Source organism: Isoptericola sp. NPDC019571, assembly GCF_044389385.1.
Classification (GTDB): Bacteria; Actinomycetota; Actinomycetes; order Actinomycetales; family Cellulomonadaceae; genus Isoptericola; species Isoptericola nanjingensis.
Genome location: NZ_JBIRXZ010000017.1, coordinates 1 through 24,796, shown reverse-complemented (window position 1 = coordinate 24,796; position 24,796 = coordinate 1). Strand labels below are relative to the sequence as shown.

Below are 24,796 nucleotides of genomic sequence, written 5' to 3'. Positions count from 1 at the left end.
AACGGGCGCCGGGGGTGATTGAGGGTGCCCGGGGCGACGCCCGCCCGGGCCGTGCGACGGGCCGAGCGACAGGCGGTGCGGAGGTCGGTCGGCGGGTCAGTCGTCGCCGCGCTCCTGGACGACCTTCCCGTCCTGGGTGCCGACGCGGTAGTCGGTCTCGACGCCGTCCACCAGCACCGTGACCGACCAGTGGTAGCGGCCGTCTTCCTCGTCGAGCTCCGCGTCGTCGAGGTCGCCGGCGGACCTCGCGACCGTGCGCTCGATCGCCTGGGTGATCGAGACAGTCGCGTCGGCCAGCGCGCGGCGGTCGTCGGCGTCGAGGTCGTCCTCCTGGGTCCGGACCACCTCGGTGCCGTCGGCGCTGACCTCGACCTCGACGCTGATCGTGCCGGTGGCGACGTCGACCTCCCAGGTGTTGTCGCGGTCCGGGTCGTCGATGGCGTAGGCGGTGCCGCCCGCCTTCCTCTCCGCGGTGGCGATCGCCAGCAGCCCGGCGGCCGTGCGGTGCTCCGGCGCGGCGGACGCGCTCGGGGACGTGATGTCGTCGGTCGCGCCCTCGTCGGTCGCGGTGTCCTCGGCGGCGGAGGTCGCGGGCGCGTCGGCGGGGGCACCGCCGTCGTCGTCGGCGCAGGCGGTGAGGGTGAGGCCGAGCGCCAGGGCGAGCGCGGCGGGGACGGCGAGGCGGCGTGCGGTGCGGTTGCTCATGACGACGATCCTCCGGGCGGTCGGTGACCCCCGCATGAGATGCGGAGGAGAAGGTCCTCATCTGCCGCCTTGCGGTTGACGTGGCGTCAACCTCTACCGTCGACGTCATGACCCGTTCCATCCAGGACGTCGCCCGGCTCGCGGGAGTCAGCAGCCGCACCCTGCGGCACTACGACCAGATCGGTCTGCTGCCGCCGTCGGGCACCGGCACCGGCGGGCTGCGCCACTACGACGACGCCGCGGTCCGGCGCCTGCAGCGCATCCTGCTGCTGCGCGACCTGGGCCTGCCGCTGACCGACATCGGCCGGGTGCTCGACGAGCAGGCGGACGAGGCCCGCGCGCTGCGCCGGCACCTCGACCAGCTGCGCGCCGAGCAGGACCGGCTGACCAGGCGGATCGCGTCGGTGGAACGGACCGTGACCGCGATCGAGAAGGGAGAACAGCTCATGGCCGAGGACATGCTCGACGGCTTCGACCACACGCAGCACGAGGAGGAGGTGACCGAGCGCTGGGGCGGGGACGCGTACGCGAAGAGCGACGCGTGGTGGCGCGGGCTCGGGGCAGAGAAGCAGAAGGAGTGGCAGGCGCGCACGAAGGAGCTCGCCGACTCCTGGGGCGAGGCGGCCCGCCGCGGCGTCGACCCGACGTCCGACGAGGCGCAGGCGCTCGCCGCCCGGCACGCGGCCTGGCTCGGCGGCATCCCCGGCACGCCGGGGTCCGACCGCGGGCGGCCGACGAAGGAGTACGTCGTGGGCCTGGCGGAGATGTACGTGGCCGACCCGCGGTTCGCGAAGAACTACGGCGGCACCGAGGGGGCGACGTTCGTGCGCGACGCCCTCGTCGTCTACGCGGAGCGCGAGCTCTGACCCACCCTGCCCCGCGAGTTGTCAGAGCCACGTCGGCCTCGACGCCTGCAGGGTTCTGACAGCTCGCGAGGGTGGGAGGATGCCCCGGTGAGCGACGACTGGGCGGCGCAGCGCACGGAGGCGGCACGCGTGCAGGCGGAGCGTCTGCGCGCGCGGCAGGACGCCGAGCACACGGAGGCGGAGGCGCTGCTGCGCGACTTCGTCCGGGCCGCGGCGGACGCCGGGCTGGAGCCCGGGCCGCTGGAGGTCAAGGGGTACGGCGGGCGGGGGACGGCGCGCACGTCGCTGCGCGGCTGGTACCTGCGCCACGACCGCACGGCCGCCGTCACGTCCGACGGCACGTTCTACGTGCTCACCGCGCCGCTGACTCTGCTCGACCGGGTGCGCGGCGCGCGCGTCGCGCCCCAGCGCCCGCCGATGATCCTGGGCGCGGGCGGCAAGGACGGCAGCTCGATCGAGCTCGTCGACGCGCTGGAGCGGGTGCTCCCTGGCTGGCGGGACCGCGGGCGGGGCGCCGCGACGTAGCGGTTCGTCGTCGTCCTGCGCGACGACGACGACCGAGCGCTACGTCAGCGCCGCGCCGACCGGCCCGGCGACCTCGGGCAGCGCCAGGTAGCCCGCCCAGGCGCCGTCGTCGAGGCGGTGGGCCGCGGCGTGGAACCCCGGGGCCCGGTTGGTCACGCGCAGGGCCTCGATCGTCGGCGACCCGGCGGGGAGCGGGAAGACGTCGGGTGTGAGGTCGTGCAGCGCGAGCAGGTCGCGCGGGTCGCGGGGGCTCACCCAGCGCCCCACCCGCGCGGGGAACGCCAGCGGCGCGCGGGACTCCACCGCCTCCCGGACCGCCCGGATGCCGAGCGGCGAGCCCGGCGTGAGCAGCAGCGGCACGTCCGGGCCGCCCGTGCGGGCGGTCAGCACCGAGTACGCCACGACGCTGCCGAGCGAGTGCGCGACGACGACGGCGGGCTCGTCGCTCGACGTCGCGTCGGCCAGGGCGTCGGCGAGGCCCGCGTCGATCACCCGCCGGACGGCGTCGTCGTGCAGAGAGGCGTACACGTCCCGTGTCAGCGTGAGCAGGACGGCGGCGCTGACGCCGGGCACGTAGCGGTCCACGAGGGCCAGCGTCGCGACGAGGGCCTCGACGAGGGCGTCTCCGACCACCCCCTCCGCCACGACCGACGCCTCGACGGCTGGTGGGGCGGGCGACGGACCGGCGGGCGACGACGGACCGGCGGGCCGGTGCCCGGCGGCCGTGAGGACCTCGCGCGTGACGTCGAGCACGAACCGCAGCTCGCCGTCCGGCAGGGCGCGCACCAGCCGGGGGAGCGCGGCCGGGTCGGCCGCCAGCGCGTGCACCGTCACCGGGGGCGGTGTGCCGCCGTCGACCAGCCGCTCCAGGGTGTCGCCGTAGTAGACGAAGGACGCGTCGTCGTCCGTCGGCCGCAGCGGGGAGCCCGCGGCCGCGAGGCCCGCGCCGAGCGCGCCGAGCCACTCCGCCTCGAGCGACTCCGGGTCGCGTCCGTCGAGGTCACGGCCGTGGACGAGCACCAGTCGGGTCACCCGGGCGACGGTACCGACCCGTGCCGGCCGGCCCTCGCGGACGCGCCGTGCACGACCCGCCGGGCGCAGGGGGGTGGGCGTGGGACGCTGTGCCCATGGGGAACACGGAGGATGTCGCAGCCCTGGTCGCCGAGGTCGAGCAGCAGGAGCGCGAGCTCGTGCTCACCCGGTTCACTCACGACGACGCGTGGCAGCTCGGCTGCCTCCTCGTCGAGCTCGCCACCGAGCGCGGCCTGGCCGTGACGGTCGACGTCCGCAAGGGGACCCAGCAGGTGTTCCACGCGGCGCGCGAGGGAACCACCGCCAACAACGACTCGTGGGTGCAGCGGAAGGTGCGCGTCGTGGAGCGGTTCGGGGCGTCGTCGTTCCTGGTGGGCCTGCGCGCCCGCGCGAGCGGCCAGGACTTCAACACCCTGCAGCAGCTGCCCCTGCAGGAGTACGCCGCGCACGGCGGCGCGTTCCCCGTGCGGGTCGAGGGCGTGGGGATCGTCGGTGTCGTCACCGTGTCCGGTCTGGCGCAGGCGGACGACCACGCGCTGGTCGTCGAGGCGTTGCGCGTGCAGGCCGCCGGCGGCGCCTGACCGGCGCGACGCCCGCCGTCTACGGTGGCCCCGTGCCCGCGCTGCTCCTGACGAACGCCCGCCTCGCCGACCGGCCCGACCGGCCCGTCGACGTCCTGCTCGACGGCGGCCGGATCGCCGCGGTGACGCCGGCGGGCGCCCCCGCCCCGGTGCCGGTGAGCGCGGTACCGGAGCGGGTCGACGTCGACGGTCGCACCGTGGTCCCCGGCCTGTGGGACGCGCACACGCACCTCACCCAGTGGGCGATGGTGCGCCAGCGCCTCGACGTGTCGGCGGCGACGAGCGCGGCACACGCCGCGGCCCTGGTGCGCGACCGCCTCGACCGGGCGGCGCCGCCCACCGACGGCACGCCGCTCGTCGGCTACGGCTTCCGGTGGGCCACCTGGCCGGACGACCCGACCGCGGCGGTGCTCGACGCGGTTGCCGGCGACGTGCCGGTCGTCCTGCTGTCCGGCGACCTGCACAGCGCGTGGGCGTCGACGGCGGGCCTGCGCTTCCTCGGCATCGCGGAGCACCCGACCGGCCTGCTGCGCGAGGAGGAGTGGATGCCCGCCAGCCCGCGCATCGTCACGGTGGACGACGCCGTGGCGGACGCCCTGGTGGTGGACGCGGCGCGCGCAGCCGCCGCGCGCGGCGTCGTCGGGGTCGTCGACTTCGAGGTGGCGGACAACCTCACCGCGTGGCGACGCCGGGTGGCCGGCGGCTGGGACGGCCTGCGCGTGCGCGCCGGCGTGTGGGAGCAGCACCTGGACGCGGTGCTCGGCGCCGGGCTGCGGCACGGTGACCCGCTCGGGGAGCCCGCGGGGTCGGACCTCGTGACGCAGGGCCCGCTCAAGGTGATCAGCGACGGGTCGCTCAACACGCTCACGGCGTTCTGCTTCGAGGAGTACGCGGGCGTGGCAGGCCCGGACGCGCACGGCATCCTCAACATCGCGACCGATCAGCTCGCGCCCCTCATGGCACGCGCGCACGCGGCCGGCCTGCGGTGCGCGATCCACGCCATCGGCGACCGCGCGAACTCCCTCGCCCTCGACGCGTTCGAGGCGTCCGGAGCCCGCGGGTCGGTCGAGCACGCGCAGCTGCTGCGCCCCGACGACGTGGCGCGGTTCGCCGCGCTGGGCGTCACCGCGAGCGTGCAGCCCGAGCACGCGATGGACGACCGCGACGTCGCCGAGGAGCTGTGGCCCGGTCGTACCGCGCGCGCGTTCCCGCTGGCGGAGCTGCGTGCCGCGGGCGTGCCGCTGACCCTCGGGTCGGACGCGCCCGTCGCCCCGCTCGACCCGTGGGTCGCGATCGCCTCCGCCGTCACCCGGTCGCGTGACGGCCGCGCGCCCTGGCACCCGGAGCAGCGGATCGACGTGCGCGCCGCGCTCGAGGCGTCCGTCGACGGCCGGCCGCTGGACCTCGCCGTCGGCGGACCGGCCGACCTGGCCGTGCTCGACGGCGACCCGCTCGCGCTGCCGGCGTCGCACGACCTGGCGTCGCACGACCCGGTGGCGCTGGCCGACGCGCTGCGCGCCACCTCCGTCGCCGGCACGCTCGTCGCGGGCCGCTGGACGCACCACGCCCTCTGACCCCGAACGGTCAGAGGGCGTGGGCGGCCCGGGAGCCGGTCAGCCGCGGAGCTCGGCGATCTCCGCCAGGAGGGTGTCGCGCTGCTCGGCGTCGTCGACGTGCTTCGTCACGACGCGCTCCAGCCGGTCCCAGTCCTCGTGGGCGAGGGCGGAGAACAGCTGCTGCGCCTGCCCGGTGGACAGGTCGAGCGCGGCGAGGCGGGCGAGCAGGCCGGGGCCGGGCTCCGGCTCCGGGTCGGCCTGCTCCTGCGCGGCCTTCCAGCCGACGAACGCGCCGGGGCGGTTGGTGATCATGCCCTCGACGCCGAGGTCGGTGAACCGGGTCCAGTCGGCGGGGGAGTCGACCGTCCACACGAAGACGCCGACGCCGGCGGCGTTGAGGTCCTCGACGACGGACGGCCGGGTCGCCAGCGCCGCGCCGGACGGGTTGTAGTACGTGGCGTGCAGGCGCTCCGCCGTCGCGACCGGGTCGGCGTCGAGAGTGCCGCGCAGCAGGCCGAGCGGGATCTGCGGCGCCCGGTCGTACGCGTACTCCAGCGCCTTCTCGTCGAACGACTGCAGCACCACGCGGTCCTCCAGGCCGGCCTCGAGGATCATGTCGACCGTCCGGTCCACCTCCTCGCGGGTCTCCGGCCCCTTGATCTCGAGCAGCAGGTCGGAGCTGCCGGTGTCCATGAGGTCGAGCACCTGCGCGAACGTGGGCACCTTCTCGCCCGTGAACGCGGGGCTGAACCAGGACCCCGCGTCGAGGGAGCCGATGTCCGGCGACCGCAGGAACTCGACGTCGCCCGTCCCGTCGGTCGTGCGGTCGACCGTCTGGTCGTGCAGGACGACGGGGACGTCGTCGGCGGTGGTGTGCACGTCGATCTCGACGTACTCGGCGCCCGCCTTCATGGCGGCGGCGTAGGCGGCGAGCGTGTTCTCGGGGTTGACCGACGAGTAGCCGCGGTGCGCCGCGGTGACGGGCAGGTCGCCGGGCTCGTTCACGACCGGCTTCGGCTCGAGCTCCGTGACGACGACGTCGTCGATGCTCACGCGTGCGCCGTCGGCGGCGAAGCCGAGCACGCCGTCGTCGGTGCGGCCGATCCGGCCCTCCAGCACCTCCTGGCCGTCGTACACCCAGGTGGCGTGGTTGCCCTGCACCTCGATGGCGATCCGCACGTCCTTGCCGACGCCGGCGTCCGACGGGGCGGACGCCGTGGCGGGCACGTTCCACGCGTTCCCCGCCGTGCGCTCGGCCAGCTCGATGCCGTTGCTCGCCGTCGTCGTGGAGCGCATGGCGGCCTGCCACCACGGCACGCCGCCGGCGGGGTCGATGTCGAGGATCGGCGCGAGCCAGCGCGCCGCGTTGTTCACGGCCTCGAAGCGCACCGTGGCCTCGAGGCGGTAGTTCTCCAGGTGCGGTCCGAACGTCACGCGCCCGATCGCCGCCGGCTCGCCCACGAGGCGGCCGTCCCGGACGGCCCACGCGCCCGACCCGGCCCGCCAGCCGTCGGGCAGCGAGCCGTCCGCGACGTCGTCGAAGTCCTGGGCGTAGACGATGTCGCCGGGCGCGCCGGACAGAGGAGCGGCGGCGAGCGGTGCGGCGGTCGCGACGGGCGGCGCGACGACCGTCGCGCCGAACGAGGCGAGGGACACCCCGGCGGCGACGGCGAACGCGAGCGTGGCGGAGACGGTGCGGGTGCCCGGTGGGGCGAGCAGCGTGCGGCGGCGGGCGGTCATGGTGGTCCTCCTGGCGGTTCGTGGCGGGTCGCCGGGCACGCTAGGAGGGCCGGGTGTCCGGTCCGGGGCCGGGCGCGTGGCCCGTCGGTGACCGTCGGGAGAACTTCCGGTGCCGGTGCAAGACTTCCGGGATGAGCGACCGTGCGGGTGCCGAGGGCCGCCTGCGGGCGCGCCTCGCCGAGGTGACCGACCGCGTCGCGGCGCAGCGCCGCGCCGTCGACGGGATCGTCGAGTCCGCGCGCGACTCCAACGCCGACGACGAGCACGACCCCGAGGGCGCGACGCTCGCGTGGGAACGGCAGCAGGCGGCAGCGCTCGCGGCCGAGGCGGAGCGCGAGCGGGACCAGCTCCTCGCCGCGCTCGACCGCGTCGCCGCCGGGACGTACGGCGTCTGCGAGGTGTGCGGCCGGCCCATCCCCGCCGCGCGGCTGGAGGCGCGGCCCGCCGCCACCCGCTGCGTCGAGCACGCGCGCTGAGCGGCACCGGACGACGCTCGGCGCGGCACTTCCGGCTCACGGCGGCAGCTCGAGCTGCCGCGCCGGGCACGAGCTGCCGCTCCGGGGAAGGGCAGCGCGGCGCGACCTGGCAGCATGGCGGCGTGCGCGTGGAGCCGGTGACCCTCGAGGGTGTGGTGACGCACGTCGTCGGGCGGGTCCTCGCCCACGACGACACTTGGCCGGTGCGGGTGCTCGTCGACGGGCACCCGTCCACCCACCCGGAGGCGCTCGCGGACGCGCTGGTCGAGCCGCTGCGCACGGCGGGGCACCCGGTCGCGCGGGTGCGCGTCCGGGACTTCCTGCGGGCCCGGTCGTTGCGGCTCGAGCGCGGCCGCCGGGACGCCGACGCGCTGCTCGAGGAGTGGATCGACGTCGACGGCCTCAACCGGGAGGTGCTGCGCTCGGTCGTGACGCGGGGCCGGTGGCTGCCGAGCCTGCGCGACCCGGACACCGGCCGCTCGACCCGCGCCGGGTACGAGGACGCACCGTCGGGCACCGTCGTCGTGCTGGACGGGTCGCTCGCGCTGGGGCGCGGGCTCGACGTCGACCTCGCCGTCCACCTCGCGCTGCGACCCGCGACGGAGACGCGGAACACGCCGCTCGACGAGGCGTGGACCCTCACCGCGTACGGGCGCTACCGCCGCGAGGCGCAGCCCGAGCGGCGCGCCGACGTCGTGGTGCGGGTGGACCACCCCGACCGCCCCGCGCTGGTGCTGCCGGGCTGAGCCGCCGGGCCGGCGATCAGCCCCGGCAGAGGCAGAACGGGTGCCCGGCGGGGTCGGCGAAGACGCGGAACGTCTCGCCGCCGCCGGGCAGGCGCTGCGCCCCGACGGCGAGCGCCGCCGCCTCGGCCTCGTCCAGGCTCTGCGGGCCGACCTGCAGGTCGAGGTGCAGCTGCTGCGGGAACTCCGGGTCGGGCCACCGCGGCGCCGAGTAGCCCTCCACCTGCTGGAAGAGCAGGGCCCTGTCCCCGCCGAGCATCGCCATCCCCTCGGCGTCGTAGACGACGGGGTCGCCGAGGACCCCGGACCAGAACGCGGCGGCGGCCGAGGCGTCCGGCACGTCGACGGTGAGGCCCATGATCGTCAGGCCGTCGTTGTCGGGTGCGTGGCACAGGTCGAAGGGGTGGCCGGCCGGGTCCGCCAGGGTGGTCCACTCCGGGTTCTCGCGCAGCACGGTGGCGCCCAGGCCCACCGCCCGCTCGACGGCGGTCGCGACGTCCGGCACGCGCAGGTCGAGGTGCGCCTGCTGCGGGTGCTCCTGGCCGGGCCATCGCGGGGGCACGAGGTCGGGCGCGGGTTGGAAGGCGAGCGACCAGCCGTCGGGGATGTTCAGCGTGATCCAGTCCTCGCCGTACCCCTGCTGCTCGACCTCGGCGCCCGTGAGCCGCTGCCAGAAGTCGGCCGCGACCGGTGGTGCGGGGACGTCGAAGACCACCGCGTCCAGGGCTGCGACCCGCGTCGTCGTCTCGTCGCTCATGGGGCCCAGCGTGCCGCGGACCTCCGACACCCGCAGCGCGCCGGGGCTGTACACCGGCGCCGGGCGGGGCGATCATGCTGCTCACCGCCGTCGGACGCCCTGGGGGCCGCATGATCGTCGCACCGTTCGGACGCTTCACCGAGGGCCGGGTCCCCGACCCGGGGATCGCGCGGCTGTTCACGCGGGAGAACCGCTGGCAGGCGCGGCTCGACGTCGAGGCGGCGCTCGCGCTCGCGGAGGCCGACGCCGGGCTGATCCCGGCGGAGTCGGCCCGCGCCATCGCGCTCACGGCGCGGATCGAGAAGCTCGACGTGAAGCGGGTGCTCGCCGCGACCGCCGAGGCGAGCCACCCGCTGGTGCCGCTCATCGAGGAGTTCGCGCGCGCCGTCGGCTCCAAGCACGGCGGCTGGGTGCACTGGGGCGCGACGACGCAGAACATCACGCAGACCGCCGACGTGCTGGTGCTGCGCGACGCCCACCGCGCGGTGCTGCGCCAGCTCGGCCGCGTGCTGCGCTCGGCGGGCCGGCTCGCGGAGTCGTCCGCCGCGCTGCCGATGGCGGGCCGCACGCACAGCCAGCACGCCGTGCCCGTGACGTTCGGCTTCAAGGTGGCGGTGTGGATCGACCAGCTCGCGGCGCACGCCGACCGGCTGGAGCGGCTCGACGAGCGGTTGTTCTGCGTGCTCATGGGCGGCGCGGCGGGCACGTTCGCGTCGTTCGGTGGCTCGGGCCGGGCGATCGAGGCGGGCGTGGCGCGGCGGCTCGGGCTGCACCCGATGCGCGTGCCGTCCCGGTCGGTCAACGACGGCATCGTGGAGCTCGTGCTGGTGCTGGCGCAGCTCGCGGGCACGATCGGGAAGATCGGGCGGGACGTCTACACGCTGATGCAGCCGGAGTTCGCCGAGGCGTTCGAGCCGGTCCCCGAGGGCACGGTCGGCAGCTCGACCATGCCGCACAAGCGCAACCCGCAGCTCGCCCTCGACATGCAGACGATGTCGGCGGAGCTGCGCGCCCTCGCGGGCCCGGCGCTCGAGTCGATGCTGCACGACCAGGAGGCGAACGGCGCCATGACTGCCCTGCTCGAGGACGTCTCGGCGTCGGCCGCGGTGCTGGCGGGCGACATGCTCGCGCGCCTCGAGGTGGTGATGGACGGACTGGAGCTCGACCCGGGCCGGATGCGCGCGAACATCCGCCTGTCCGAGGGCATGATCGGCTCCGAGTCCCTCATGCTCGCCCTCGGCGAGAAGATCGGGCGGCAGAAGGCGCACGACGTCGTGTTCGCCGTCGCGCAGGCGACCGCGTCCGACGGCCGCCCGTTCCTCGAGCTGCTGCACGGCGACCCCGTCGTCAGCGAGGCCTTCGACGACGACGAGCTGCGCGCCCTCCTCGACCCGGCGGGCTACCTGGGCCTGAGCACCGAGATCGCGCGGGAGCTCGCGGCGTGCGCGGCCGGGACCGCCGACCGGCTCGAGGCGCTGCCCGCGCGGATCCCGGTCTCCGTCGGGAGCCAGCGGCCCGGCGAGGGGTGAACCCGGGCCGCCGGACGCCGCCCACGGGGCGGCGGCCGCCGGCCGGTGCCATCGTGGACGGATGGAACCTCGGCAGAAGGAGCTCGTGCACCGAGGCCGTGCCGCCCGACGCGCGGCGACGGCGGGGCTCGCCGTCGCGGCGCTCCTGCTACTGGGCGCGTGCGCGGCGGGCCCGAACCCGGCCGTCGACACGTCGACGATCAGCGGCGTCGGGCCCTACGGGTTCTGGTGGGGCCTGTGGCAGGGCATGATCCTGCCGATCACGTTCATCGTCTCCCTGTTCACGGACACGGTGTCCGTGTACGAGGTGCACAACACCGGCAACTGGTACGACGTCGGGTACGTGCTCGGCATCTCGCTCGTCTTCGGCGGTCCGCTCGGTGCGCGCCGGGCCCGCCACTGACGTCATCGGCGGCCCTCGGCCACCGCGTGCTCGTGCGCCGCACGGGCGATGTTGCGCTGCATCCCGCCGAACACGATCCCGTGGAACGGACTGATCGCCCACCAGTAGAGCTGCCCCGGCAGGCCGCGCGGGGAGAAGATCGCGCGCTGCCGGAACACGGGTCGGGGTCCCGGCCCGTCCTCGACCGCCAGCTCCAGCCAGGCCAGCCCCGGGAGCCGCATCTCGGCGCGCAGCCGGAGCAGCCGCCCGGGCACCACCTTCTCCACGCGCCACCAGTCGAGCGCGTCGCCGGGCTCCAGCCGGAGCGGGTGGCGGCGCCCGCGCCGGAGCCCGGGGCCCCCGAACAGGCGGTCGAGCAGGCCGCGGGCCACCCAGCCGAGGCGCCACGAGTACCAGCCGTGGGCGCCACCGATGCCCTCGATCACCGACCACAGCGACTCCGGGGTGGTGTCCACCTCGCGCGACCGGTCGTCCACGAGCAGGCTGCCGCCGGCCCAGTCCGGGTCGTCGGGCAGGGGGTCGGACGGCGCGCCCCGCGTGGAGGCCGAGCTCCAGCTGGTCCGCACGTCGAGGTCGCGGATCCGGGCCAGCGCCAGGGCGACCGCGTCGTCGAAGCCGACGAGCCCCTCGGGCGGGTCGGGGACGTACCGCGCGATGTCGTGGTCGCGCGCCACGACCTCGTGCACGAGCGAGCCCACCAGGGGGCGGGCGATCGACGGCGGCACCGGGGTCACCAGCCCGACCCACAGGCTGGCCAGCCGCGGCGTGAGCACCGGCACGGCGCGGATCACCCGGGGCCGCAGCCCGGCGACGGCGGCGTAGCGCTGCATCATCCGGCGGTACGTCAGCACGTCAGGGCCGCCGATGTCGAAGCCGCGGCTGACGTCGCCGGGCACCTCCGCCGCCCCGACGAGGTAGCGCAGCACGTCGCGGACGGCGATCGGCTGGATGCGGTTCTCGATCCACCGGGGGGCCACCATGACCGGCAGGCGCTCGGTGAGGTACCGCATCATCTCGAACGACGCGCTGCCCGAGCCGAGGATCACCGCGGCGCGCAGCACGACGGTCGGGACCTCGCCGTCGAGCAGGATCTCCTCCACCTCACGGCGGGAGCGGAGGTGCGGCGACAGGTCCGCCGTGTCGGGGTAGAGGCCGCCCAGGTAGACGACGCGCCGCAGCCTCGCCTCGGCGGCCGCCTGCGCGAACCCCCGGGCCGTGCGGCGGTCGGTGTCGGCGAAGCCGGAGCCGGAGCCGAGCGCGTGGATGAGGTAGTACGCGACGTCGACGCCCTCCAGGGCGCGGCGCAGGTCGGCGCGCTCCTGGGCGTCGCCCGTCACGACGTCGACGTCGTCCGCCCAGGCCCGCGCGGCGAGGCGCTCGGGATGGCGCGCGAGCACGCGGACCCGGTACCCGGCGGCGAGCAGCTCGGGCACGAGCCGCCCGCCGATGTACCCGGTGGCGCCGGTGACCAGCACGAGCGGGGCGTCGATCGGCATGGGTGTCGCTCCTGGGTCGTCGGGGGACATCGTCGGTCAGGTCGCTAGCCAGGCTAGCAATATCCGACGACGGATGGCAGGGTGGAGGGGTGCCCGCGGCGCCTCGCCCGCGGCGCCTTCTGACGATCGAGGAGGACCGATGACCGACACGACACCGTCCCCGCGGCTGCAGCAGGTCGTGGTGACCGTGAGCCTGCTGGTGTGCGTCGTGGGCTCGATGATCGGCGTCGGGGTCTTCGGCGGCACCCGGGTCGAAGAGGCTGCGGGCGGCGCGCTCGCGGCCGACGCGACGCTCGTGGCCCCGGCGTCCCCCGCGTTCTCGATCTGGACCGTCATCTACCTCGGCCTCGCGGGGTACACGGTCTTCCAGTGGCTCCCCGCGCACGCGCTCGACGAGCGGCAGCGCCGCCTGCGGGCGCCGGTCGCGGCGACGATGCTGCTCAACGCGGCCTGGATCCTCACCGTCCAGGCGGGCCTGCTGTGGTGGAGCGTCGTGGTCATCGTGGCCCTCCTGGTGATGCTCGCCCGGACGTTCGTGATCCTGGTCCGGACCCCCGCGAGCGGCGTCGCGGAGCGGGTGCTGGTGGACGGCACGCTCGGCCTCTACCTGGGCTGGGTCTGCGTGGCGACCGTCGCGAACGTGGCGGCGGCCCTGACGGCCGCGGGGTTCGACGGCGGGGGCGTGGCGGCCGACTGGTGGGCCGTGGGGATCCTGTCGGCGGTCGCCGCGATCGGCGTCGCCCTCGCCGTGCGCGGGCGCGGGCGGCTCGCCGTCGCGGCGGCGATCGCCTGGGGTCTGGTCTGGGTCGCCGTCGCGAGGTCCGGGGGCGAGCCGACCTCGGCGCCGGCCGCGGCGAGCGCCGTGGCCGCCGCCGTCGTCGTGCTCGGCGCGGCGGTGGTGCTGCGCGTGCGGGCCCTCCGCGCCCCCGCCGTCGCCGAGGCGGGCGCGTCGTGACCGGGGCCGACGCCGGACCCGGCGCGGAGCCCGAGGCCGCCGACGACCACGTCGTCCTGCTCGACGACGCGGGGGCCCCGGCGGGGACCGCGCCGCGCGCCACCGTGCACACCCGCGACACCCCGCTGCACCTCGGGTTCTCCTGCTACCTGTTCCGCCCGGACGGCGGGCTCCTGCTCACGCGGCGGGCGCTGTCGAAGCGGACGTGGCCAGGGGTCTGGACCAACTCGTTCTGCGGGCACCCGCGCCGGGGCGAGTCGTTGGCGCAGGCCGTCCTGCGGCACGGCCGGCACGAGCTCGGGCTGGACGTGGCGACCGACGGCGAGCCCGTGCTCCCGTCGTTCCGCTACCGCGCCGTGGACGCGGGCGGTGTCGTCGAGAACGAGATCTGCCCGGTGCTCTTCGCGTCGGTGGACCGCGACCCGGTGCCGAACCCGGACGAGGTCATGGACTGGCGGTGGGTGCGGCCGCGCGACGCCTCGGCGCTCGTCGACCTCGCTCCCTGGGCGGTGAGCCCGTGGATGGTCGAGCAGGTGCGGGAGCTGCGGACCGCGGGCTGGGCCGCGCCGCGCGCGTAGCCGGACGTCAGGCGGACGCGTCGCCGACGACGGTGCCCGCGACGTCGTCAGGCTCCCGCTCGGCCTCCGCGGCCATGGCCAGCAGGAAGTCCCGCACGGCCGGGCGGGAGCGCGCCGGCACGGCCCGCGCGATCTCGAGCATGCGTGCGTGCACCGGGGCGAGCCGCTCGCGCACCTCGGCGTGCGCCTCGTCGGAGGCGACGACGACCACGGACCGGCGGTCCGACGGGTGCGGGCGCCGCTCGAGATGGCCGGAGGCGACGAGGCGGTCGAGCAGCTTCGTGGTCGAGGCGGTGGAGATCGCCAGGTACTCGGCGAGCCCGCGCGGAGTCGTCGGCTCGCCGTGCCCCTCGCAGGCGATGACGTGCTGGAGCGCGCGGAGGTCGGTGAGGTTCATCTTCATGTCGCGGCCGGCGCGTCGTCGCATCGCCTCGTCAGCGCGGCGGAAGGTCCGCAGGGCCTCCAGGAGGCGGCGGGCCTCCGCGTCGGACTCCTGGTACCAGTAGGAGCCCCCCGTGGGTGCCTGGGTCACGCGCCCATCGTAGTGGCCCGTCATGAGGCTAGTATCTTTCTAGGCTAGCGATATGCCAAGCTAGTGACATCCAGCGAGGAGGTGGGTTGCGTGCAAGGTTCGTCGCCCGACGACCCGGTCGCCCGTGTCGTGGAGGGTGCGGTCCAGCGGCTGCTCGACGACGGTGACCGCCCGGACGACACCCGGCTCTGGCACGCCCTGCGCGGCACGAGCCGCGGCGGGAAGCGGCTGCGCCCCCGCCTCCTGCTCGATGCGTACGACGCGCTCGCGGGCGCGGCGCCGCCAGAACCGCGGGACGTCGCCGTGCGCGTCGCCGCCGCCCTCGAGCTCCTCCACCACGCGTTCCTCGTGCACGACGACGTGATCGACGGCGCGGACACGCGCCGCGGCCGTCCGAACGTGGCCGGGGTGCACGCCGCGCAGGCGCTGGAGTCCGGGGCCAGCGCGCGGCAGGCCGAGGACTACGGCGCCGCCGCCGGCATCCTGGCCGGGGACCTCGCCCTGGCGGCGGCCGTGCGGGCGGTCGCGCTCTGCGGGGCGTCCCCGGCGGCCACCGAGCAGCTCCTCGACGTCGTCGACGAGGCCATGCACCTCACCGCGGACGGCGAGCTCGCGGACGTCCGCCTCAGCCTCGGGGGGTGCGCCGACCTCGACGAGACGCTGCGGACCGCGGAGCGCAAGACCGCGGTCTACTCCTTCCAGCTCCCCCTGAGGGCCGCGGTGATCCTGGCCGGCAGGGAGGACCTGGACGAGGGCGTCCGGCGGCTGGGTCGCGACCTCGGGCTCGCGTTCCAGCTGCGGGACGACCTCGACGGCGTGTTCGGCGACCCGGCCGAGACCGGCAAGAGCAACGCCTCCGACCTGCGGGAGGGCAAGTGCACCCCGCTGGTGGCCCTCGCGCACGGGACCTCGGCGTGGGGCGAGCTGAGCACCCTGCTCGGCGACCCCGACGCCGGGGACGCCGAGCTGCGGAGGGCCCGCGAGCTCCTCGAGGCCTGCGGGGCGCGCGCCGCCGTCGAGACGCTCGCCGCGGACCTTGAGCGGGACGCCGTGGCGCTCGGCCTCGCCCTGGGCCTGGGGGAGCTCGCCGAGAACGTGGCCGGGGCGCACCTCACCCGGGCGTCGAGCGCCGCATGAACGCCGCGACGACATCGAGCGGGGCGGTCCCCGCCGTGCCCGTGCCCGTGCCCGTGGCCGGGGCCGGGGCCGCGGTCGCCGGCGTCGACCCGACGTACGACGCCACGGCCGTGCGCAGCGCCGCGGTGGTCGTGCGCGCCTACTCCACGTCGTTCGGCTGGGCGTGCCGCCTGCTCGGCGACGACGTGCGCGACCACGTGCGCGGCGTCTACGCGCTGGTCCGGGTGGCCGACGAGATCGTCGACGACCCGCGGCCGGGGCTCACCGTCGCCGAGCGCGGCGAGCTGCTCGACGAGCTCGAGCAGGAGGTGGCGCGAGCGCGGGGACGCGGGCGCAGCAGCAACCTCGTGGTGCACGCGTTCGCGCGCACGGCGCGCCTGTTCGGCATCGGGGACGACCTGGTGGCGCCGTTCTTCGCGTCGATGCGGACCGACCTCACGGTCACCGCCCACGACGAGGCCGGCTTCGCCACGTACGTGCACGGCTCGGCCGAGGTGGTCGGCCTGATGTGCCTGCGGGTGTTCGTCGCCGCCGACGACGCCGCGTACGCGCGGCTGGCCCCGGGCGCGGCCCGCCTCGGGGCGGCGTTTCAGAAGGTCAACTTCCTGCGCGACCTGGCCGAGGACGTGGACCTGCGCGGCCGGTCGTACTTCCCGGGGCTGGACGTGGACGCGTTCGACGACGCCGACCGCGACCGGCTGCTCGCCGACGTCGACGCGGACCTGGCGGCCGCGCGCGTCGCGATCGACGAGCTGCCGCGCAGCTCGCGGCTCGCCGTGCGCGTGGCGCACGACCTGTTCGCCGAGCTCTCCCGACGGCTGGCGGCCACCCCGGCCGCCACGATCCGGCGGGAGCGGGTCCGGGTCCCGGGGCCGGTCAAGGCGCGGCTGGTGGCCGGGGCCCTGGCGAGGGAGGCGCTCCGATGAGGGTGGTCGTCGTGGGAGCGGGGATCGCCGGGCTGGCGACGGCGGGGCTGCTCGCCCGCGACGGCCACGAGGTCGAGGTGCTCGAGCGGCACGACGCCCCGGGCGGCCGCGCCGGCTCGTGGGAGCGTGCGGGCTTCCGCTTCGACACCGGCCCGTCCTGGTACCTCATGCCCGAGGTCTTCGACCACTGGTTCCGGCTGATGGGGTCGAGCGCCGACCGCGAGCTGGACCTCGTCGGGCTCGACCCGGCCTACCGGGTGTTCTTCGAGGGCCACGACGACGCGCTGGACGTCTCGCCCGACCGGGCCGCCAACGCGGCGGCGTTCGAGGCGATCGAGCCCGGCGCCGGGGAGCGGCTGGAGCGCTACCTCGACTCCGCGCACGACACGTACGACCTCGCGCTGCGGCACTTCCTGTACACGACGTTCGCGTCGTGGCGGCCGTTCGCGCACCGGGACGTCGCGACGCGGCTGCACCGGCTCGGGCCGCTGCTCGGCAGGTCGCTCGGCTCCCGGGTCGCGGCGGCCTTCCAGGACCGGCGGCTGCGCCAGGTGCTGGGGTACCCCGCGGTCTTCCTCGGCTCGTCGCCGGACCGGGCGCCGAGCATGTACCACCTGATGAGCGCCCTCGACCTCGACGGCGGCGTGCGATACCCACAGGGGGGATTCGCGCGTGTGGTCGACGCGGTCGCCGGGCTCGCGGTGGACGCAGGGGTCACCCTGCGCACCCGCGCCCGCGCGACCGCGATCACGACCACCCCGTTCACGCGGAGCGTCGTCGGGAACGGCCCGGGGGCGGCACGGACCCGGCTCCCCGCCCCCGGGTCCCGCCGTCCCCGGGCCGCGGTCACCGGCGTGCGATGGGTGGACGACTCCGGGCGGGAGCACCACGCGCCCGCCGACGTCGTCGTCACCGCGGCCGACCTGCACCACGTGGAGCAGGACCTGCTGCCGCCCGACCTGCGCGACCGGTCGCCCGCGTGGTGGGACCGGCACGACCCCGGCCCCGGCGGCGTCCTGGTGATGCTCGGCGTGCGGGGGCGGGTGCCGCAGCTCGCCCACCACTCCCTGTTCTTCACCGCGGACTGGGGGGAGAACTTCGGCGCCATCGCCGAGGGCCGCGTGCCCGACCCTGCGTCGCTGTACGTGTGCGCGCCGTCCCGCACCGACCCGACCGTGGCGCCTCCCGGGCACGAGAACCTGTTCCTGCTCGTCCCCGTCCCCGCCGACCCCGGCCTCGGGCGCGGCGGCGAGGACGGCGCGGGCGACGCCGCCGTCGAGGCGATCGCGGACGCCGCGATCGACCGGGTCGCCGCATGGGCCGGCGTGCCCGACCTGCGCGAGCGCGTCGTCGTGCGGCGCACCGTGGGCCCGGGCGACTTCGCCGCCGACCTCTCGTCGTGGTCGGGTGGCATGCTCGGACCGGCGCACACGCTGCGCCAGAGCGCGATGTTCCGTGCAGGCAACCGCTCGCGGCGCGTCGCGGGGCTGCTCCACGCCGGCGGGTCGACCATCCCCGGCGTCGGGCTGCCGATGTGCCTCATCAGCGCGGAGCTCGCCGTGAAGCGGGTGCGTGGCGACACGACCGCCCACCCGCTGGCCGAGCCGTTCCCCGAGACCCGTCCGGCCCTCGCCTCCCGGGAGTGATCGCCCTGCACTGGACCTCCTTCGTCTACCTCGCGCTGCTGCTCGGGGCCCTCGCCTCGATGGCCCTCGTGGACCGGCGCGCGCGCCTCGTCCTCTGGTCGGCGCACCCGGGCCGCGGCGCCGCCGTGCTCGCCGTCGGCACCCTGGTGTTCCTCGGGTGGGACCTCGTGGCGATCGGGGCGGGCTTCTACTCCCGTGGCGGCGCCGCCATGACGGGCGTCGAGCTCGCGCCGCACCTGCCGCTCGAGGAGCTGTTCTTCATCCTGTTCCTCTGCTATTTCACGCTGGTGCTGCACGGGCTCCTGCGGCGCGCGGTCGCCCGACGGCGCCCCGCCCGACGCGGGCCCGCCCGCCGCGGCGCGCTCCGTGCGGTACCGGACCCCGTCCGGGAGGCGCGATGACGTACGCCGGGCTCGCGGTCGGCGTCGTCGCCGGCGCGCTCGTCGTCGCGCTGGTCGTGGCGCGCGTCCGCCGCCTCGGCGCCCGGTGGTGGGCGGCGACGGCGCTCGCCGCCGTCGTGCTCGTGGTGCTCACCGTCGTCTTCGACAGCCTGATGATCGCCGCCGACCTGTTCCGGTACGACGATGCCGCGCTCCTGGGCGTCCGCGTGTGGCTCACGCCGCTGGAGGACCTCGCCTGGCCGGTCGTCGCCGCGCTGCTGCTGCCCGCCCTGTGGGCGCTGGCGGGGGACGACGAGCGCGCGGGGGCCGACGCATGACGGCGCCCGTGACCGGGGGACAGGCGGTGGGGCCGGCGGCCGCGCTGCGACAGGTCGTGGGCTCGTCGCGCCCGGTGAGCTGGATCAACACCGCGTACCCGTTCGCCGCGGCGTTCCTGCTGGCGGGCGGGGCCGGCCGCGTCGGCGTCGCGGAGCTGGTGGTCGGCACGCTGTACTTCCTCGTGCCGTACAACCTGCTGATGTACGGGCTCAACGACGTCTGGGACTACGAGTCGGACCTGCGCAACCCGCGCAAGGGCGGCATCGAGGGCGTGGTGCTGTTGCGGCGGTGGCACCGCCTCACGGTGCGCGCCGCCGTCCTCAGCAACGTCCCGTTCCTCGCGTACCTGGTCCTCGTCGGGGATGCCGCCTCCACCGCGGTGCTCGCCGTGAGTGTGTTCGCGGTGGTCGCGTACTCCGCGCCGGGGCTGCGGTTCAAGGAGCGGCCGGTGCTGGACTCGGCGACGTCCGCGACCCACTTCGTCAGCCCCGCCGCCTTCGGCCTGGCGCTGGCGGGCGGCACGGTCACCGGCACCGTCGTCGCCGTGCTGGGGGCGTTCTTCCTCTGGGGGATGGCGTCCCAGGCGTTCGGCGCGGTGCAGGACGTCGAGGCGGACCGCGCCGCCGGGATCGGCTCGGTGGCCACGTGGCTCGGCGCGGCGCGCACGGTGCGCGGGGCGATGGCGGCCTACCTCGCCGCCGGAGTCGTGCTGCTCCTGGCGGGCTGGCCGGCGGCCCTCGCCGCCGTGCTCGTCGTGCCGTACGTCGTGAGCGTCGCGCCGTTCCGGAACCTGCCCGACGACCGCTGCGAGGAGGCGCACGCCGGGTGGCGACGCTTCCTGTGGCTCAACCTCGTCACCGGCTTCCTGGTGACGCAGCTGCTCATCGCCGCCAGCCTGGGCTGGCTCTGAGCTCCAGCTGCCCGTCGGGCACCGGGATCCGGGGCACCCGCGGGCGGGCGTCGCCGGGCGCGTCGATGATCCGGCCGGAGGCGCACCGGTCATCGTGACACGCGCACCCACCGCACGAGCAGCCCGACGGCGAGCACCCCGGCGCCCGTGAGCACCGCGGCCGGCGGCAGCGTCGCGCCCAGCACCACGCATCCGACCAGCCCCACGGCCTGCAGCGCCCGCGGGTAGCGGCGGTGCGCGCCGGTCTGCGTCCAGGCGGCGAGGTTCGCCACCGCGTAGTACGCCAGCACGCCGAACGAGGAGAAGCCGATCGCACCGCGCAGGTCCACCGTGAGCACCAGGGCGACCACGACGACGGCGACGGCCACCTCGGCCCGGTGCGGTACCCGGAACCGGGGATGGACGGCGGCGAGCGGCCGCGGCAGGTCGTCCTCGCGCGCCATGGCGAGCGTCGTCCGGCCCACGCCGGCGACGAGGGCGAGCAGCGCGCCGAGCGACGCGGCGGCCGCGCCGACGCGCACGACGACCCCCGCCCACGGCACCCCGTCCACCGCGGCGGCCAGGGGTGCGGGCGCGGCCGCCGTCCCCGCGAGCCCGAGCGCCGCGAGCAGCGTGACCGCCACGGTCGCGTAGACCACGACGGCGCCGCCCAGGGCTCCGACGATCGCGCGGGGGATGGTGCGGGCCGGGTCGCGCACCTCCTCGCCGAGCGTCGCGACGCGCGCGTACCCGGCGAACGCGAAGAAGAGCAGCCCCGCGGCCTGGAGGACGCCGTAAAGCACCGTGCCGGTGCTGGCGGGGACCGTCGCGACCAGCGTCGCCGTCGGGCCGGGGGCGTCCGCCGGGCCGCCGGCGAGGGCCACGGCGACGGTCACCGCCAGCGAGAGCAGCACCACGACCACGATCCACCGGGCCAGCCGCGCGGTGCGCGTGACGCCGCGATAGCTGACGGCCGCCAGCGCGACGACGGCGAGCGCTGCCACGGGCCGCTCCCACCCGGGCGGGGCGGCGTACGCGGCGAACGTCAGCGCCATCGCCGCGCAGCTCGCCGTCTTGCCGATCACGAACCCCCACCCGGCGAGGAACCCCCACCACGGGCCGAGCCGCTCGCGCCCGTACACGTACGTGCCGCCCGAGGCGGGGTACTGCGCCGCGAGCTGCGCGGACGACGTCGCGTTGCCGTACGCGACGACCGCCGCGACGGCGAGGGCGAGCAGCAGCGCCGCGCCCGTGCCGGCGGGAAGCACGGCCGCGGCGGCGGGGGAGAAGGCGGCGAAGACGCCGGCCCCGATCATCGACGACAGGCCGATCACGACGGCGTCGGTGGTGGTGAGGCGGCGCGCGAGCTCGGTCACGGGTCGATCGTGCCGTGCAGGCCGCCGACAGGGGATCTTGCGCGCCGATTGAACACGTGTTTAGTCTGTTGAACATGCGTTCAGTCGATGCCGCGCCCGAGGAGCCGACGACGGACCCGACGGCGGGCCGCGGGCCGCTCGTGCCGGCGCCCGACGGCAGCACGCGCGGCCGGATCCTCGACGTCGCGATGCGCCGCTTCGCCCGGTCCGGGTTCGGCGCGTCCGTGCGAGCCATCGCCGCGGACGCCGGGGTGAGCCCGGCGCTCGTCATCCACCACTTCGGGTCCAAGGACAAGCTGCACGCCGCGTGCGACGAGTACGTGCTCGCGTGGATCCGCGACGTCAAGCGAGACTCCATCGGGCGCGCCGCCGGCGGCAACCTGCTGCAGGTGCTCTCGGCGGCGGACCAGTACGCCCCGCTCGTGGGCTACGTGCTGCGCTCGCTGCAGGCGGGCGGCGCGGTCGGCCGAGAGTTCACCGAGCACATGATCGCCGACGCCGAGGTGTACACGTCCGAGGCGGTGCGCGACGGGGTCGTGCGGCCCAGCCGCGACGAGGCGGCGCGGGTGCGCTACCTCGTCTACTCCGCGCTCGGCGCGATGCTGCTCTCCGTCACGCTCGACCCGCCGCAGGACGCCGAGGACGTCACGGCGGCGATGCGCCGCTTCATGGACGAGCTGTACCTGCCGATGCTCGAGCTCTTCACCGAGGGCTTCCTCACCACCCGTCGCATGCTCGACGACTACCTCCTGTACGTGCCGGACCCGCCGGGCGGGGCGCAGGCCCCCACCGACGGAACCCCCCACGACCACGAAGAGGAACCATGACCACCACGGCTTCAGCCACCTCGGCTGCCGGGACCGCGGCCACGCCCGCGGTCGAGATCCACGACCTGCGCAAGGCCTTCGGCTCCGTCCTGGCCCTCGACGGGCTCGACCTGACCGTCGAGGCCGGGCAGGTGGCCGGCTTCCTCGGCCCCAACGGCGCCGGGAAGTCCACCACCATCCGCGTGCTGCTCGGCCTGCTGCGCTCCGACTCCGGCAGCGCCCGCCTGCTCGGGGGCGACCCCTGGCGCGACGCCGTCGCGCTGCACCGCCGTCTGGCCTATGTGCCGGGCGACGTGTCCCTGTGGCCGAACCTCACCGGCGGCGAGGCCATCGACTACCTCGCCCGCCTGCGCGGCAAGCCCGACAAGAGGCGCAAGGCCGAGCTGCTCGAGCGGTTCGAGCTCGACCCCACGAAGAAGGCCCGCACGTACTCCAAGGGCAACCGGCAGAAGGTCGCGCTCGTCGCGGCGTTCGTGTCCCAGGTCGACCTGCTCGTGCTCGACGAGCCCACCTCCGGTCTCGACCCCCTGATGGAGGCCGTGTTCACCGAGCAGGTCCGGCAGGCCAAGGCCGCGGGCACGTCGGTGCTGCTCAGCAGCCACATCCTGTCCGAGGTCGAGAAGGTCTGCGACACCGTGACGATCATCCGGAACGGCCGGGCGGTGGAGTCCGGCACCCTCGACGACCTGCGCCACCTCACGCGCTCGGCCGTCACCGCCGTCGTCGACGGCGACCCCTCGTCGATCGCCGCGATGGCCGGCGTGCACGACCTCGCCACGACGACGGACGGCGAGGGCACCCGCGTGACGTTCGACGTCGACAACTCCGAGATGGGGCGCGTCCTGCCCGCCGTCTCCGCCCTCGGCGTGCACTCGTTCACCGCGCAGCCGCCGTCCCTGGAGGAGCTGTTCATGCGGCACTACGGCGACGAGCTCGCCGCCGACGGCGTCCAGGTCGAGGGCTCCCGCAGCAAGGCGGGCGCGCGATGAGCGCCGTCACCGCCGCCCCTCCGCTGCACCGGGCCGAACCCGTGCGCGGCGGCACCACGCTCACCGGCACGTGGAGCCTGGTGCGCTTCATCCTGCGCCGCGACCGCGTGCGGCTGCTGGTCTGGAGCCTCGGGATCCCGCTGCTGTACCTCGGGTCGCTGCCGGAGTACACCACCATGCTGGACGACTCCGAGGGGCAGGCCGTCCGGGCCGCGCTGGTGTCGTCGCCGGCGATGGTCGCGATGACCGGACCCGGGTACGGCACGGACGACTACACGGTCGGCCCGGCGCTCGCGAACGAGCTCACCCTGTGGGTGGTGATCGCGCTCGCCGTCATGAGCATCCTGCAGGTGGTGCGGCACACCCGCGCCGAGGAGGAGTCCAGCAGGTCCGAGCTGGTGCGCGCCGCCGCGGTGGGGAGGCACGCCGCGGTGGTCGCGGCGCTGTTCGTCGTGCTGGTCGTCAACGCCGTCATCGCGGTGCTGTCCGCCGCCGTGCTCGCCGCCGCCGACCTCGACCTCACCGACGCGCTCGGCATGACGGGCGGCATCGCCGTCGCCGCGCTGACCTACGGCGCCGTCGCGCTCGTGGCGGCCCAGGTCACCGAGCACTCGCGGGGGGCCACCGGCCTGTCCATGGCCGTCCTCGGCGCGACCTTCACCGTGGGCACCATCGGCAACATGCAGGAGCCGGGCGGCACCTGGCTGTCCTGGCTGTCGCCCATCGGATGGGCGCAGCAGATGCGCGCCTTCGTCGACCTGCGGTGGTGGCCGGCGGCGATCGGCGTGGTCGTGATCGTCCTCCTCCTGCTCGCGGCGTCGTCCCTCGCGTCGCGGCGCGACTTCGGGGCGGGGCTCGTGCCCGACCGCCCCGGGCGTGCGGACGCCCTGGACAGCCTGCGCTCGCCCGGCGCGCTCGCCTGGGTGCAGCAGCGCATGGCGCTGCTGTGGACAGGGCTCGGTCTGGGGATCATGTGGCTCGCGATGGGGACCGTCGCGTCCGACGTGCCCGAGCTGACCAAGACCCTCCAGGACAACCCCGTCTACGCGTCCGTCCTCGGCGCCGGCGACCCCGTCGCCGGGTTCCTGCGCATCATCGTGCTCTACGCCGCCCTCGGCGCGGCCGTGTACGGCATCGTCGCGATGCTGCGCGCCAAGGCGGAGGAGGACGCCGGTCGTGCCGAGTACGTGCTCGCGACGCCGGTCGCGCGGGGCCGGTGGTTCGGCGCCACGCTCGGCATCAGCTCGGCCGCCACCGTGGTCGTCCTCGTCGTGGGCGTCGCCGCGGGCGCGGCCGGCGCGGTGTTCACCGGGCTGTCGGACCCGTCCTTCGGCGCCATCCTCGGGGCGGGCCTGCTGTACCTGCCGGCGCTCGCCGTGTTCGTCGGCTTCACCGCGGCGGTGTACGCGTGGGCTCCGCGGGCGGCCTCGGTCTCGTGGGTGCTGCTCGAGTGGGCGATCGTCGTCGCGCTGTTCGCGGGCCTGTTCCACATCCCCGAGTGGGCGCAGAAGATCTCGCCGTTCTGGTGGGTGCCGGACTCGCTCTCCGGCGACGTCGACCGGGGCCACGTCGGCGGGCTGTGCGCCGTCGCGCTGGTGCTGGTCGTGCTGGCGTTCGTCGGCTTCCGCCGGCGGGACGTCGCGACGAGGTAGCGCTCCCCGCGAGCTGTCAGGGCCAGGATCACGTTCTCGTGGTCCTGGCCCTGACAAGCGCTGGGGCGGCGGGTTCAAGCGGTCGTCGCAACACGCGTCGTCAGGCTGCCAAGAGTAGGCGGTTGAGTGCTTCGGCGGGCTTGGCCCAGTCGAGGGTCTGG

The 24,796-nt window shown here is 75.7% G+C and carries 26 protein-coding genes; 19 read left to right on the top strand and 7 right to left on the bottom strand.

Translation table 11 applies throughout. The features are described from left to right. Nucleotides 1-96 precede the first annotated feature (96 nt). A complete protein-coding gene (locus ACH443_RS20310) occupies nucleotides 97-705 on the bottom strand; it encodes a PepSY domain-containing protein (RefSeq protein ID WP_430591348.1) in 609 nt (202 codons plus the stop codon). A 107-nt stretch (nucleotides 706-812) separates the two neighbouring features. Here ACH443_RS20310 and ACH443_RS20305 point away from each other — a divergent pair, with 107 nt between their 5' ends. Both ACH443_RS20305 and ACH443_RS20300 read left to right on the top strand, forming a co-directional pair. Beyond that, nucleotides 813-1,571, top strand: a complete 759-nt coding sequence (locus ACH443_RS20305; protein ID WP_430557867.1) for a TipAS antibiotic-recognition domain-containing protein — start codon at nucleotides 813-815, stop codon at nucleotides 1,569-1,571. Nucleotides 1,572-1,658: 87 nt separating this feature from the next. Then, nucleotides 1,659-2,096, top strand: a complete 438-nt coding sequence (locus tag ACH443_RS20300) for a hypothetical protein (RefSeq protein ID WP_429765448.1) — start codon at nucleotides 1,659-1,661, stop codon at nucleotides 2,094-2,096. A gap of 39 nt (nucleotides 2,097-2,135) precedes the next feature. On the opposite strand, the gene ACH443_RS20295 is transcribed toward ACH443_RS20300, so the two are convergent. After that, nucleotides 2,136-3,128, bottom strand: a complete 993-nt coding sequence (locus ACH443_RS20295) for a hypothetical protein (RefSeq protein ID WP_430591347.1) — start codon at nucleotides 3,126-3,128, stop codon at nucleotides 2,136-2,138. 95 nt (nucleotides 3,129-3,223) lie between these two features. Between ACH443_RS20295 and ACH443_RS20290 the strand changes: the two genes are divergently transcribed. Both ACH443_RS20290 and ACH443_RS20285 read left to right on the top strand, forming a co-directional pair. Then, on the top strand, nucleotides 3,224-3,709 hold the full coding sequence (locus tag ACH443_RS20290; protein ID WP_429765451.1) for a heme-degrading domain-containing protein: 486 nt from the start codon (nucleotides 3,224-3,226) through the stop codon (nucleotides 3,707-3,709). A gap of 32 nt (nucleotides 3,710-3,741) precedes the next feature. Then, nucleotides 3,742-5,283: an amidohydrolase gene (locus ACH443_RS20285; RefSeq protein WP_430591346.1), complete on the top strand. Its 1,542-nt coding sequence runs from the start codon at nucleotides 3,742-3,744 to the stop codon at nucleotides 5,281-5,283. Between the two features lie 39 nt (nucleotides 5,284-5,322). Here the strand turns inward: ACH443_RS20285 and ACH443_RS20280 are convergent, their stop codons facing one another. Further along, nucleotides 5,323-7,005, bottom strand: coding sequence for a glycerophosphodiester phosphodiesterase family protein (locus tag ACH443_RS20280; RefSeq protein ID WP_430591345.1), 1,683 nt, complete (start codon nucleotides 7,003-7,005; stop codon nucleotides 5,323-5,325). Nucleotides 7,006-7,136: 131 nt separating this feature from the next. Here ACH443_RS20280 and ACH443_RS20275 point away from each other — a divergent pair, with 131 nt between their 5' ends. Further along, complete coding sequence (locus ACH443_RS20275) at nucleotides 7,137-7,481, top strand: TraR/DksA family transcriptional regulator (RefSeq protein ID WP_430591344.1); 345 nt, start codon at nucleotides 7,137-7,139, stop codon at nucleotides 7,479-7,481. A gap of 122 nt (nucleotides 7,482-7,603) precedes the next feature. After that, on the top strand, nucleotides 7,604-8,227 hold the full coding sequence (locus tag ACH443_RS20270) for a uridine kinase (protein ID WP_430591343.1): 624 nt from the start codon (nucleotides 7,604-7,606) through the stop codon (nucleotides 8,225-8,227). A 16-nt stretch (nucleotides 8,228-8,243) separates the two neighbouring features. Here the strand turns inward: ACH443_RS20270 and ACH443_RS20265 are convergent, their stop codons facing one another. After that, a complete protein-coding gene (locus ACH443_RS20265; RefSeq protein WP_430591342.1) occupies nucleotides 8,244-8,981 on the bottom strand; it encodes a VOC family protein in 738 nt (245 codons plus the stop codon). Between the two features lie 110 nt (nucleotides 8,982-9,091). Here ACH443_RS20265 and ACH443_RS20260 point away from each other — a divergent pair, with 110 nt between their 5' ends. Together ACH443_RS20260 and ACH443_RS20255 are read left to right on the top strand one after the other, a co-directional pair. After that, the gene (locus ACH443_RS20260) at nucleotides 9,092-10,510 is read left to right on the top strand and encodes a class-II fumarase/aspartase family protein (RefSeq protein WP_429765459.1); all 1,419 of its coding nucleotides are present in this window, start codon (nucleotides 9,092-9,094) and stop codon (nucleotides 10,508-10,510) included. Between the two features lie 61 nt (nucleotides 10,511-10,571). Beyond that, nucleotides 10,572-10,913: a hypothetical protein gene (locus ACH443_RS20255; RefSeq protein ID WP_429765460.1), complete on the top strand. Its 342-nt coding sequence runs from the start codon at nucleotides 10,572-10,574 to the stop codon at nucleotides 10,911-10,913. A 2-nt stretch (nucleotides 10,914-10,915) separates the two neighbouring features. Here the strand turns inward: ACH443_RS20255 and ACH443_RS20250 are convergent, their stop codons facing one another. Beyond that, nucleotides 10,916-12,409, bottom strand: a complete 1,494-nt coding sequence (locus ACH443_RS20250) for an SDR family oxidoreductase (RefSeq protein WP_430591341.1) — start codon at nucleotides 12,407-12,409, stop codon at nucleotides 10,916-10,918. Nucleotides 12,410-12,548: 139 nt separating this feature from the next. On the opposite strand from ACH443_RS20250, the gene ACH443_RS20245 reads away from it, so the two are divergent. After that, nucleotides 12,549-13,364, top strand: a complete 816-nt coding sequence (locus ACH443_RS20245; protein WP_430557860.1) for a TspO/MBR family protein — start codon at nucleotides 12,549-12,551, stop codon at nucleotides 13,362-13,364. Continuing rightward, nucleotides 13,361-13,942, top strand: coding sequence for an isopentenyl-diphosphate Delta-isomerase (gene idi / locus ACH443_RS20240; RefSeq protein WP_429765464.1), 582 nt, complete (start codon nucleotides 13,361-13,363; stop codon nucleotides 13,940-13,942). Before ACH443_RS20245 ends, idi begins: the two co-directional genes overlap by 4 nt. A gap of 7 nt (nucleotides 13,943-13,949) precedes the next feature. Here the strand turns inward: idi and ACH443_RS20235 are convergent, their stop codons facing one another. Further along, nucleotides 13,950-14,474 carry a MarR family winged helix-turn-helix transcriptional regulator gene (locus ACH443_RS20235; protein ID WP_429765465.1) on the bottom strand — a complete coding sequence of 175 codons (525 nt, stop codon included), beginning with the start codon at nucleotides 14,472-14,474 and terminating at the stop codon, nucleotides 13,950-13,952. Nucleotides 14,475-14,564: 90 nt separating this feature from the next. On the opposite strand from ACH443_RS20235, the gene ACH443_RS20230 reads away from it, so the two are divergent. The 6 genes from ACH443_RS20230 to ACH443_RS20205 are packed head-to-tail and all read left to right on the top strand — an operon-like array spanning nucleotide 14,565 to nucleotide 19,812. Beyond that, entirely contained in the window at nucleotides 14,565-15,611 is a 1,047-nt protein-coding gene (locus tag ACH443_RS20230; protein WP_430591340.1) for a polyprenyl synthetase family protein, read from the top strand. Then, nucleotides 15,608-16,537 (top strand): phytoene/squalene synthase family protein, encoded by a 930-nt coding sequence (locus tag ACH443_RS20225; protein WP_430591339.1) that lies wholly within the window; start codon nucleotides 15,608-15,610, stop codon nucleotides 16,535-16,537. The genes ACH443_RS20230 and ACH443_RS20225 overlap by 4 nt, the downstream gene beginning before the upstream one ends. Next, nucleotides 16,534-18,183, top strand: coding sequence for a phytoene desaturase family protein (gene crtI / locus ACH443_RS20220; RefSeq protein WP_430591338.1), 1,650 nt, complete (start codon nucleotides 16,534-16,536; stop codon nucleotides 18,181-18,183). Before ACH443_RS20225 ends, crtI begins: the two co-directional genes overlap by 4 nt. Next, entirely contained in the window at nucleotides 18,180-18,584 is a 405-nt protein-coding gene (locus tag ACH443_RS20215) for a lycopene cyclase domain-containing protein (RefSeq protein WP_429765469.1), read from the top strand. The genes crtI and ACH443_RS20215 overlap by 4 nt, the downstream gene beginning before the upstream one ends. Further along, on the top strand, nucleotides 18,581-18,901 hold the full coding sequence (locus ACH443_RS20210) for a lycopene cyclase domain-containing protein (protein WP_429765471.1): 321 nt from the start codon (nucleotides 18,581-18,583) through the stop codon (nucleotides 18,899-18,901). The genes ACH443_RS20215 and ACH443_RS20210 overlap by 4 nt, the downstream gene beginning before the upstream one ends. After that, nucleotides 18,898-19,812, top strand: a complete 915-nt coding sequence (locus ACH443_RS20205) for a prenyltransferase (RefSeq protein ID WP_430591337.1) — start codon at nucleotides 18,898-18,900, stop codon at nucleotides 19,810-19,812. The genes ACH443_RS20210 and ACH443_RS20205 overlap by 4 nt, the downstream gene beginning before the upstream one ends. 89 nt (nucleotides 19,813-19,901) lie before the next feature. On the opposite strand, the gene ACH443_RS20200 is transcribed toward ACH443_RS20205, so the two are convergent. After that, a complete protein-coding gene (locus tag ACH443_RS20200; RefSeq protein ID WP_429765474.1) occupies nucleotides 19,902-21,167 on the bottom strand; it encodes an APC family permease in 1,266 nt (421 codons plus the stop codon). A gap of 74 nt (nucleotides 21,168-21,241) precedes the next feature. On the opposite strand from ACH443_RS20200, the gene ACH443_RS20195 reads away from it, so the two are divergent. From ACH443_RS20195 to ACH443_RS20185, 3 genes are read left to right on the top strand one after another with little or no spacing between them, the layout of a single operon-like run. Continuing rightward, nucleotides 21,242-21,994 (top strand): TetR family transcriptional regulator, encoded by a 753-nt coding sequence (locus ACH443_RS20195; RefSeq protein WP_430557855.1) that lies wholly within the window; start codon nucleotides 21,242-21,244, stop codon nucleotides 21,992-21,994. Further along, nucleotides 21,991-22,983, top strand: a complete 993-nt coding sequence (locus tag ACH443_RS20190) for an ATP-binding cassette domain-containing protein (protein ID WP_429765476.1) — start codon at nucleotides 21,991-21,993, stop codon at nucleotides 22,981-22,983. Before ACH443_RS20195 ends, ACH443_RS20190 begins: the two co-directional genes overlap by 4 nt. Next, a complete protein-coding gene (locus ACH443_RS20185) occupies nucleotides 22,980-24,635 on the top strand; it encodes an ABC transporter permease (protein ID WP_430591336.1) in 1,656 nt (551 codons plus the stop codon). The genes ACH443_RS20190 and ACH443_RS20185 overlap by 4 nt, the downstream gene beginning before the upstream one ends. Nucleotides 24,636-24,796 lie beyond the last annotated feature (161 nt).